The organism is Streptomyces sp. NRRL F-5727 (assembly GCF_000719555.1).
Lineage (GTDB): Bacteria > Actinomycetota > Actinomycetes > Streptomycetales > Streptomycetaceae > Streptomyces.
In genome coordinates this window covers 1-10,355 of sequence record NZ_JOGX01000116.1, presented here as the reverse complement: position 1 = coordinate 10,355, position 10,355 = coordinate 1, and the positions used below count along the sequence as shown (strand labels likewise).

Below are 10,355 nucleotides of genomic sequence, written 5' to 3'. Positions count from 1 at the left end.
GGCGTCGGAGACATGAACAGCGACGGGCGTCCCGACCTCTACGCCCGCGAAGCCGCGACCGGCAAGCTCTGACTCTACCCGGGCAGGACCGGCTCTCTCGGCGCCCGTGTCCTGGTCGGCAGCGGCGGCTGGAACGACGTCCGCTTCATTGTGTCCGTCGGTGACTGGTCTGGCGACGGCCGCCCGGACCTTCTGGCCGTGTACAACGACGATCGGTTCTACCAGTATGGCTGCGTAGGTTTCAAGCGAGAGCACTTGTCGGTGGGTTTCGGCATCACGCCGTGATCGAAGAGCGCGTGAATGTTGGTGAGAAGTAAGAGCACCCCGAGTGGCGGGGAGCTCGATCGTGCGTGCGGAGCCGGCCTCGTTCGTGTCAGGATGACGGCATGTTGATCAGAAAGGGCGATGCCGCGTAGGCGCCCGAAGGCCGTCCGTGCGGACCGATGGCGGCCTCACAGACACGTTGTAGTCCGGCGGATCCGGGGCGTTTCCGCAAGGACTCGTGCAGCGGTCCGCCGCGTCGAGAATGAGCGGATGTGGCCTGGTGCAGTTGCTGACGCGCTCGCCCGGTTCGAGTGGGCGTTCAGGCAACCCGGCCGCTATCTGAAGGCATCCCAGGTCTGGCAGCCCGGACTGGAGGTGGAGTATGCCCGAGATGATCTGGAAGAGGTCATGCTTCACCTCCCTCGCGGTGCCCGGCGCGATCTCGGCCGGCTGGTTGCTCGTATCGACGATGAGTTCGAGCGTCGCACTCTGCCGAATCCTGGGCCGGTGAACGCCTTCACGGTGGGCGGCTGGTGGTGGTCAAGGAGCCGTGAGCACTGAAGATGCTCACGAAGCCTCGTGCACCCAGGTCAGCTCGTGGCCAGCTGTTGTTCGGCGCGGGCTCGGGTGGTGGCGAGGCGGTAGGAGTCGGTGCCGGTCTCGATGATGTTGCCGCCGAAGGTGAGGCGGTCGACGATGGCCGCGCAGAGCCTGGGGTCGGTGAAGGTCTTGGTCCAGCCGGAGAACGACTCGTTCGAGGCGATGGCCACGCTGTTCTTCTCCTCGCGCTCTGTCAGAACCTGGAAGAGGAGCTCGGCGCCGCGCCGGTCGAGTTCCATATAGCCGAGTTCGTCGATGCAGAGCAGGTCGACGCGGCCGTAGCGGGCGATGGTCTTGGTCAGTTGCTTCTCGTCGGCGGCCTCGACGAGCTCGTTGACCAGCTTGGTCGCCAGGACGTACTTGACTCGGAATCCGGCCATTGCGGCCTCGGTGCCGAGTGCGATCAGCAGGTGGGACTTGCCGGTGCCGGAGTCGCCGATGAGGCAGAGCGGCAGGCCCTTCTTGATCCATTCGCATTTGGCGAGGGTGTGGACCATGGCCGCGTCGATGTTGGGGTTGGCATCGAAGTCGAACTTGCGCAGCGACTTGTCGCGGGGGAAGCCGGCGGCCTTGATGCGCCGTTCGGAATGGCGGCGGGCGCGGTCGTCGCATTCGGCCAGGAGGAGTTCGGAGAGGAAGCCGAGGTAGGACATCTGCTCGCGGCCGGCGGTTTCGGCGAGCTCGGGGAACTGGGACCTGATCGTGGGCAGCCTCAGCATCCGGCATGCCTGGTCGATCGCGGCCGTGGCGGCCTGCTCGGTGAGTCCTCGCTGGCGGGGGATGGACACGCGGTTCTCCTTCAGGGGGTGGGGCGGTCGCGGCGGAGCCGCAGGAGCTGGTCGTAGTGGGCGACGGAGGGCAGGGGGCGTTTGTCGGGTGGCAGACGTGCCCGGACGGCAGCCGGTAGCGGGACGATGCTGGTCCGGCCTCCTGCCGAGGGTTCTGGGGCCTCCGCAGGGGCGGTGTCGGCGTCTGCTGCCTTGCGGGCTTCAAGAGCGACGGCGTCCGCCGTCAGCGCCCCGGTCTTGAGGGCGGCGGCGAGTCCGGTGACCAGGTGCTCGTGCGGCAGGTGCCGTCCGAGGAGGAGGACCTCGATGAGCGCGCGGTTGCCGTCCCGCTCGCCGTGGGCCTTGACGGCAGCGTCCCACCAAGCGTCGTGGACGGGAGTGAAACGGCCTGCGGAGCGGGCCTGGTCGAGCGCGGTCGCTCCCGGGAGGGCACCGGGCTTGCGCACGAGAGCTTCCAGGTAGTGGTCCAGTTCGAGGCGGGTGCCGCCTTTGGCGATCAGCCGCTCATGCCGGGCAACCTCCTCTCGGCCGTCGTAGACGACCAGCTCGGAGGCGTGCAGCATCGCTCGGACGTTCCGGCCGATCAGCCGGACGGGCACCGAGTAGCGGTTGGTGCGGACGCTGATCTGGCTGTAGCGGTCGACCCGCAGCGTGAAGAGCCGGCCCGTCTCGAAGGGCTCGTCCGGCAGCGGCACCAACAGCGGCTGCTCGGACGCGAAGTACTCGCCGATCGTGCGAGGACGGGACCGGATCCGGCGATCCTCGTCCTCCTGGTCCCACCGGTCGATCATCGCGTTCAGCTCGGCGAGCGACGCGACCTCGGGCACCGGGACGAGGTGGTTGCGGCGGAACCAGCCGATCTGCCCCTCGACCCCGCCCTTCTCGTGGGCGCCGCGGATTCCGGGCTGGCAGTAGAGCGCTTCCAGGCCGTAGTGGGAGCGGAACGCCGTCCAGCGCTCGGCCTCGACGCGATGCCGGGAGAAGCCCAGCACCTGGGCGACCGCGGCCCTAAGGTTGTCGTAGCGGACCTTCCCGGTCGGCACCCCGCCAACGTGTTGAGAGCGTGGACGTGGCCCTCGAAGAACGCCTCCTGCCCCGCCGAGGCGAAGATCCGGTGGACTGCCTTGCCCGAGTAAGACAGCCGGAACGCGAACAGGTAGCAGGTCACCAACTCGCCGGCCAGTCGCACCGTCACGTCGCCGAAGTCGACCTCCGCCTCCGCCCCGGGCTTGTGCGTCTGCGGGACGAAGGCTTCCACCACACCTCGCCCGGCCTGGAGCCGGATCTGCTCACGCCGGTCAGCGACGTATCCCCGGACCATCTGGTACGAGATCTCGTCCGCACCGTGCTCGTCGAGAAGCCTCTCGAAGATCCGCTTCACCGTGTGCCGCTGCTTGCGCGGCGCGTCCAGGTCGGCCCGCAGCATCTCGTCGATCAACGGCTTGTACGGATCCAGCCGCGTCGGCCGCGGTGGAAGCTTCTTCCGCGGCTCCGGCCAGGCCGACGTCAACGCCTTCTGCACGGTCAGGAATCCGACACCGTACTTCCGCTGAAGAGCACGGCTCGACAGACCAGCCTTCGCATCACGGCGGATCGCCGCGTACAGATCGACCTTGGACTTCGGCAGCACCCGGGCCCCCTCGTCGTGCAGAGCACAACCATGGTCCCGAAGCAACCACCCAGGCGCTCTCGAAACTCGGCGACATCACTCTCCCGTGGAAGAGAGCGCTCTCCACGCTGAGCTACAGGTGCTCTCGCAACTCGCTAACAAAGCCAACCCAGTACGAGGGCCTCGGCACAGGCGGTCTCAGCCGGGGCTACATGACCAACAACTGGCCCGCCCGGAACGGGACCTTCTGACACCTCGTACCGGCTCGCGCATGTTGCCACTGAGCCCCGCGCCGACTGCGTGCACCATGGCGGTGCGCGCAGTCGGCGCGTTCTCGACCGCGTCCGCCCTCGGCCGGCTGTGCAGGTGGCCCGGCGCCTCCAGACGCCTGAAACCTCACCACTGCGGTGCTTCAGAGGGGCGGTGTGCTCCGACGAAGGACTGCAGGGCTTCCTGCGTGTGTGGAAAGCCGAGGTCCCGCAGCCGGTCGGCGGACGAGCGGATGAGCCAGTCATGCCGGTGGCCGGCGAGATCGCCCACCAGCTGCTGCTGCGCCGTTGCCAGGTCGGCGTAGCCGGGTGCCGGGTGCGGTTGAGGGCGGGTGCTGGGCGTGGACGACTTCGCGATCCGTCGCGGCCAGACCTACTCCACCGTCTTGACCAGCGTCGAAGATCGTCGCGTGGTCGATGTGCTTCAGACCCGTGAAGCCGGCCCGCTGGCCGCCTGGCTGGTCCGCCATCCCGGCGTGGAGATCATCTGCCGGGACCGGGCGGGCGCCTACGCCGAAGGCGCTCGGCGAGGTGCCCCCGGCGCTCTGCAGGTCGCGGACCGGTTCCATCTGTGGCAGGGACTCGGCCGGGCCGTGGAGACCTGCGTCGCCGCCCATCGCGACTGCCTGCGCAACCCGACGCCCAGCGGCCTGCTGCCGCAGGACACCCGACCAGCTTCCGATCGGCCACAGGACGAGTCAGATCCCGTCGGCCGGCGGGCCGAGCGCAAGAAGGCCGCACACGCCCTGGTCCACGAGATGCTCGCCCAGGGGCACTCACGTCGGGCGATCGCCCGGCACCTGGGCTGGGGCCTGAACACCGTCCTCCGGTACGCGAACGCCGCACGCTGGCAGGACACCATCTGTGAGAACCGGTCCCGAAGCAGCAGGCTGGACCCCTACAAGCCCTACCTGGAACGCCGATTCGCCGAGGGATGCACCAGCGTCACCCGGCTCCACGGCGAGCTGGTCGCCGAGCAGGCTCCCGTCACCTATGGCATGGTCCGCGCGCACATGGCGACCTTGCGCCGGGCTCCATCCGCAGCGCCGCCGCGGCCGCCGACGGTACGACAAGTGACGGGCTGGCTCACCCGCCACCCCGCCGCCCTGAGCGAGGAAGACCGCGTCGGCCTCAAGGACGTCCTGACCCGCTGTCCCGAACTGGACACGGCTGCCAGACACGTCCGCGATTTCGGCGAGATCCTCACCGGCCGCCTCGGCACCACGCTCCCCGCCTGGATCGACACGGTCGACGCCAGCCAACTGCCCGGGCTCACCGGCTTCGCACTCCACCTGCGTCGAGACTTCGACGCCGTGATCGCCGGCCTCACCCCGAGCTGGAGCTCCGGCAGCATCGAAGGCGCCGTGAACCGCATCAAAAAGATCAAGAGACAGCTCTACGGACGAGCCGGCTTCCACCTCCCTCGAAAGATGATCCTGCTGCAGTAGCCAGGAAGCAGGCTCTTGCCGATGGGGCTTCGGCGGGCTAGAACTTCGTGTGATCACTTTCGTGTGTGCCGCCTGCGCCCGCCCTCTGACCAGGGCTGTGCAGCTGTCCGAGACCCTGGTCAGGCCAGAGTTCGACGGGCGAATCGGACCCGACGGGTACCGCCGGGCCCCGGCCACGATGCATGCGGGGCTCTATGCCCTGGAGCCCGAGCCTTGGGGAGCCCCGTTCCTACCGACCGACGAACCCGTTGCAGTGTTTCCCGGCGGGCCTTGTGTCGGCGATCCGGACGGAGAGGGGTTCCTGACTTCCGCAGGTCCCCGAAACACGATCGTCCTCCATCCCGACGACGCACCTCACTTGCTGCCCGACCTTGAGGGAGACCACACGGGCTGCTGCGGCTGGCATGGACAGAGCGGCCTGAACCGGCTGTGTCCATGTGGCGCTGCGGTAGGAACAGAGATCAGCGAGTGTTACACCGCGTACGAACTCCACCTCGACCCAGCCCAGGTCCACGCCCTGGACGCCAGCACTGTCAAAGTTCAGTGAAGCAGAACAGTAGGTGTGGAGCCCATTATCGAACGCCACGATGACTCTCCGCGACGGCTCCCCAAGATCCGTGCCAGAACCCGTAACTCACCAACAAAGCCAGGCGTCCGACGGGCATTGACCAGCGAGGGCTCTCAGTCGGCCGAGGTCTTCCCGCTCCTAGCTTTCTGCGGTACCTCCTGCTGCTCTGTCCTGCTCGTGTTGCGCCGCTTGAGCCCACTGATCGTCACGTGGACGAACATGGCCCCGGGGATTCCCCCGGGGCCATTGTGCTGTTCATTCCGTTATCGGGCGCAGGTGGCCTTGGGGTAGTCGAGGTACTTCCATGTCTCGGGTCCGACTTTGCCGTCGGCGGTGATGCCGGAGCAGCTCTGGATCGCTTTGACGCCGGCGGTGGTCGCGGGGCCGAAGATGCCGTCCTCTTTCAGGGTGTAGCCGTAGTTGTGGTTGAGGAGGCACTGGACCTGGGCGACGTTGGTGCCGACCATGCCCTCGGCCAGGATGACGCGGCGGTTGGGCTTGTAGTGGGCGCACGCGGTGCGCCCTTCCTCGCCGAGCGGGGCGGCGGCCGTCGTTGTCGGTGCGGCGGTGGTGGGCGCCGGCGCGGTGGTCCGGGTCTCCGCCGGCGGTGGTGTTGTCGCCGGCGGGGCGGTGGTGGCCGGCGGGGTGACGGCGGGGTTCTCGTCCTGGGGTGCCGGGCCGGACTGCGGGGTCTTCTCGCCGTCGGCCGGGGCCTCGGACGCGGGGGAGCCGGGGTCGAGGGGACCTGTGGAGGCGTCCTGCGGCTTGTCGTCGTCTGCGCCCGCTGCCGCCCCGCCTTCCTCCCCGGGCGGCTGTTCGCCGCCGGTGTCCCCGCTTCCGGCGTTCCCGCCGCTTTCGGTGCCGGCGTTCCCGGTGCCGGCGTTCCCGGTGTCGTCGGGCAGGGTCTCGCCGGTTGCGCCGGGCGTCGCGGCGTTGTTCTTCTCGCCGTCGGGCATGGCGGCCCAGCGGCCGACAAGGAGCACGACGGTGAGCGCGAGGAGAGCGATCAGCAGCTTGGCTGTCCGGCTGGTCTTCGTGGCCGGCGCCGGTGCCGACGCTGGGATCGGACGGACGACCCCGAGCTCCGTGCCGGCCTTCGGACCGGACCCGGTCGTATTCCGTTCCTCGCCCTCCGCGGCCTGTCCGGCAGCCGCTGTGGTGTCCGCGGCTGAGCCCGGCGAGGAGACGCCCGGCGCCGGTCCGCTGGAGCCGGTCTTCACGCTCGCGCCCGCAGCGCCCGGAGCGGGAACGGCCGTCCCCTCGGTCGCGGCCACCCCGATGGCTGCCGGGAGGACCCGCCCGGCGGGCTCGGGTGCCTCACCCCCCGGAGCGGCACCGTTCGGCCCGGCGTCCCCCGCCCCAGCCTTGTCCTCGGTCCTGGCGGGGCTGTCCGCCGGTGCCAGGGCGGCGTCCGCCCCCGGCCGGGGACGGACGCGAACGCTGTCGCCGGGTGCCACCGGCGCCCCGCCGTCCGTGCCCTCGCCCTCGCTCGTGGCCGTGGTGGCGGTCTGCTGAAGCGCCGGATCGGCGGCCCGCGGCGCGGCCGGATTCCCGGCGTCGCCGCTCGGCGACTCCATCACACCGGTGACAGCAACCCCGCGAACGGCGCCCCTGCCCGACGGCCCCCCGGCCGCGGCCGGGGAGGCCGTACCCGCGCTGGCCGGGCTGGCCGTGCTGGCCGGCCCGTCGTTCGTTGTGGTGTTGGTGGCCTTGGCCTGTTTGATGGCCGCGTCCGCGGCCTCCCACAGCCCCACCAGATGCTGCGCCTTGAGCGCGGGGCGCTTGCTGAGGCGCTCGATCTCGTTGCGGGGCGGGAACGACTCGCCCTTCAGCACCCGGTTCCACGTCGACCGTGAGATGTGGCTGTCGCGGGCCAGGACGGTCAAGGAGAGGTTCTTCTCCTCTTTCAGCCGTACCAGCGCGGCCCTTAATGCCTCGACCTCCGGGAGATTCCCGTTTCGGCGCTCCTCGTCCTCGGACTGCACGCGTCCCCCTCGACACGATCACGGAAAATCGGTGTTTCAATTCCTCTGTTTCCGCAGCTCAACGGCCACACGGAACGGCTGGAACACACGGAACGGCTGGAACAGTGGATCAGGCTACCGATGGAACGCCGGTCCCCCGAATCTTCACCTCGTCAGCGCCGCCCCCAGGGTGGCGACACCGCTCCCACACCTCCCGTACCAGCGGGAACGTGGGTCACGCGATCGAGGGATGAAGATGCGTAAGAACGTCAGGAACCTCCTCCTCCAGGCTCTCGTCGGCGTCCTGCTCGCCGGCGGCGCGCTCGGCGCGGTCAACACCGGCGCAGACCAGGCCAACGCCTCCACCCAGCCGCGCGACGGCGCCTACGGCACGCCCGCCGCACCGGCGGGCTTCCGGGGTGTGTGGCCGGTGCTGAAGACCGGCTCCCGCGGTACGGACGTGAAGACCGCCCAGTACCTGCTTGCCGCCCGCGGCCACGCGGTGAGGGCCGACGGCGCCTACGGCAAGAAGACCGCGGCCGCGGTCGCGACGTTCCAGAAGCGCGCCGGCCTGAAGCCCGACGGGACCGTGGGTGCGAAGACGTGGGCCAAGCTGACCGCCCTCACCCTGCGCACCGGTAACCGCGGCCACGCGGTCAGGGCCGTCCAGGTCCAGCTCGGCCTCCACCCCGACGGCATCTACGGCAGGAACACCGCGGCCGCGGTCGCGAAGTTCCAGACGAAGAAGAACCTCCGCAGCACCGGCGTCGTCGACGCCAGGACGTGGGACGCCCTGATCACCGGCTCCTTCGCCAAGCCCGCCCCCCGCGGCTACTCCCTGCACTTCAAGAAGAACTGGAAGCACCCCAGCTACTCCAAGCTCTCCCTCGTCCGCGACGGCAAGACCCTCAAGTCCTGGCGCGCCGGCTCCGGCAAGAACAAGGACGAGTGCGCTTCGGACGTCGGCTGGCTGCCCAGCGGCACCTACCGGGTGCAGGCCCACTTCACCAACCGCGACGCCGGCGCCATCGACGGCTACGCCATCCAGCTCCCCAGCAAGCCCTGCCGCCCGAAGGCCGGCACCCAGCAGAAGCGCGTCACGCGGACCGACCTGTTCATCCACAGCGAGATGACCCGCTACGGCACCCAGGGCAAGGACACCCCGGGCCGCGACGACTCCGACCGCTGGGAGAACGCCAACGACTACAAGTCCCTCGGCTGCATCAAGCTCACCCCCACCGACATCAAGGACCTCTTCAAGCACCTCGACCAGGCCCGCTGGCCCAAGAACCTGACCCTCCACGTCAACTGACCTCACCCCAACCGACCCGCCCCCGGCAGCACCTGCCGGGGGCGGTCGGCGTTTCCCGCCGTCCGCCGTCCGCCGTCCGCCGTTCCCGGCCCACGGCCCCGCGGTCCAGCAGGATCTGGCTGGCCGCCCCCGCCTCCTCAGCCAGACGCACGCGGCTTTCGCTTCCCTCCGCCGCGTACCGCCGTTCCAGCCGATCACCGTTTCACCAGCTCAACGGCCTGCGGCACACGCCGCCAGGAACACCGGAACGGCCGGAACGCGCGGAACGCGGGTCGGGCTTCCGATGGAACGCCGGCACGCGAACTGTTCACCTCACCAGCCGCCGCCCACCAGGACGCGGCCCCCACCCCGCCTCCGCATCCCGCGGCCGGGCCCCCACCACACGAATGAGGACACACCCCATGCGCAAGAACACCAGGAACCTTCTGCTCCAGGCCCTCGCCGGCGTCCTGCTCGCCGGCGGCGCGCTCGGCGCCGTGAACGCGACCGGCGACCAGGCCAACGCCTCGACGAAGCCGACGGCCCGCACCGGCTCCCACGCCACCGCTCTGAAGACGGCGGCGTGGCCGGTGCTGAAGACCGGCGCCAGGGGCAACGACGTCCTGACCGTCCAGCACCTGCTCGCCGCCCACGGTCACGCGGTGAAGACCGACAAGGTCTACGGCAAGAACACCGCGGCCGCCGTCGCGAAGTTCCAGAAGCTCACCGGCCTCAAGGCCGACGGCGTCGTCGGGCCGAAGACGTGGGCCAAGCTGACCGCCCTCACCCTGCGTACCGGCAACCGCGGCCACGCGGTCAGGGCCGTCCAGGTCCAGCTCGGCCTCCACCCCGACGGCATCTACGGCAACAAGACCTACAACGCCGTCCGCGGCTTCCAGACCCGGGCCGGCCTCAAGACCGACGGCGTCGTCGGCCCCAAGACCTGGGCCGCCCTGATCACCGGACCCTCGGCCACCACGCCCGGCACCAAGCCCGCCCCCCGCGGCTACTCCCTCCGCTTCAAGAAGAACCCCGCCAACCCCGCCAACTCCCGGCTCATCCTCCTGCGCGACGGCAAGGAGATCGACAGCTACCGCGCCGGCTCCGGCCTGGGCAGCACCGACGAGTGCGCCAAGGCCCGGGGATGGCTGCCCAACGGCACCTACCCGATCACCACCCACTCCACGACCTGGAACGGCTCCGTCATCAAGGGCTACGCCATCCAGCTCGCCGACAAGACCTGCAAGCCCAAGCCCGGCCACAAGCCGGTCAAGCGCACCGAGCTGTTCATCCACAGCGAGATGACCCGCACCGGCGGCCAGGGCAAGGACACCCCCGGCCGCGACGACTCCACCCGCTGGGAGAACACCAACGACTACAAGTCCCTCGGCTGCATCAAGCTCACCCCCACCGACATCAAGGACCTCTTCCAGCACCTCAACCGCGCCCACTGGCCCAAGAACCTGACCCTCCACGTCAGCTGACCCCCACCCGCCCCCCTCCAGATCGCCCCCGGCCACCGGCCGGGGGGGTGATCTGCGGACCCGCTCACCC

General features: G+C 69.7%; 6 protein-coding genes and 2 pseudogenes. 5 read left to right on the top strand and 3 right to left on the bottom strand.

Features of this window, described 5'->3' with window-relative positions:
* A pseudogene (locus IF73_RS42440) lies at window positions 1–285 on the top strand (FG-GAP repeat domain-containing protein); the annotation flags it as partial.
* Window positions 286–534: 249 nt separating this feature from the next.
* Window positions 535–825 carry a hypothetical protein gene (locus IF73_RS40110; RefSeq protein ID WP_078868449.1) on the top strand — a complete coding sequence of 97 codons (291 nt, stop codon included), beginning with the start codon at window positions 535–537 and terminating at the stop codon, window positions 823–825.
* A 29-nt stretch (window positions 826–854) separates the two neighbouring features.
* Here the strand turns inward: IF73_RS40110 and istB are convergent, their stop codons facing one another.
* Entirely contained in the window at window positions 855–1,652 is a 798-nt protein-coding gene (gene istB, locus IF73_RS0136455; RefSeq protein WP_031015667.1) for an IS21-like element helper ATPase IstB, read from the bottom strand.
* Window positions 1,653–1,663: 11 nt separating this feature from the next.
* A pseudogene (istA, locus tag IF73_RS40105) lies at window positions 1,664–3,279 on the bottom strand (IS21 family transposase).
* 592 nt (window positions 3,280–3,871) lie between these two features.
* Between istA and IF73_RS0136445 the strand changes: the two are divergent.
* Window positions 3,872–4,978 (top strand): transposase, encoded by a 1,107-nt coding sequence (locus IF73_RS0136445; protein ID WP_234338449.1) that lies wholly within the window; start codon window positions 3,872–3,874, stop codon window positions 4,976–4,978.
* Window positions 4,979–5,809: 831 nt separating this feature from the next.
* Here the strand turns inward: IF73_RS0136445 and IF73_RS0136435 are convergent.
* Window positions 5,810–7,531: a peptidoglycan-binding protein gene (locus IF73_RS0136435; RefSeq protein WP_158822258.1), complete on the bottom strand. Its 1,722-nt coding sequence runs from the start codon at window positions 7,529–7,531 to the stop codon at window positions 5,810–5,812.
* 235 nt (window positions 7,532–7,766) lie between these two features.
* On the opposite strand from IF73_RS0136435, the gene IF73_RS39015 reads away from it, so the two are divergent.
* Window positions 7,767–8,822, top strand: coding sequence for a L,D-transpeptidase family protein (locus tag IF73_RS39015; protein WP_158822256.1), 1,056 nt, complete (start codon window positions 7,767–7,769; stop codon window positions 8,820–8,822).
* A gap of 401 nt (window positions 8,823–9,223) precedes the next feature.
* The gene (locus tag IF73_RS42790; RefSeq protein ID WP_051717704.1) at window positions 9,224–10,285 is read left to right on the top strand and encodes a L,D-transpeptidase family protein; all 1,062 of its coding nucleotides are present in this window, start codon (window positions 9,224–9,226) and stop codon (window positions 10,283–10,285) included.
* Window positions 10,286–10,355 lie beyond the last annotated feature (70 nt).

Bases quoted from the DNA above. Each gene is read 5' to 3' on its own strand.
- IF73_RS40110 (WP_078868449.1), top strand. From the start codon at position 535: ATGTGGCCTGGTGCAGTTGCTGACGCGCTCGCCCGGTTCGAGTGGGCG.
- IF73_RS39015 (WP_158822256.1), top strand. From the start codon at position 7,767: ATGCGTAAGAACGTCAGGAACCTCCTCCTCCAGGCTCTCGTCGGCGTC.
- IF73_RS42790 (WP_051717704.1), top strand. From the start codon at position 9,224: ATGCGCAAGAACACCAGGAACCTTCTGCTCCAGGCCCTCGCCGGCGTC.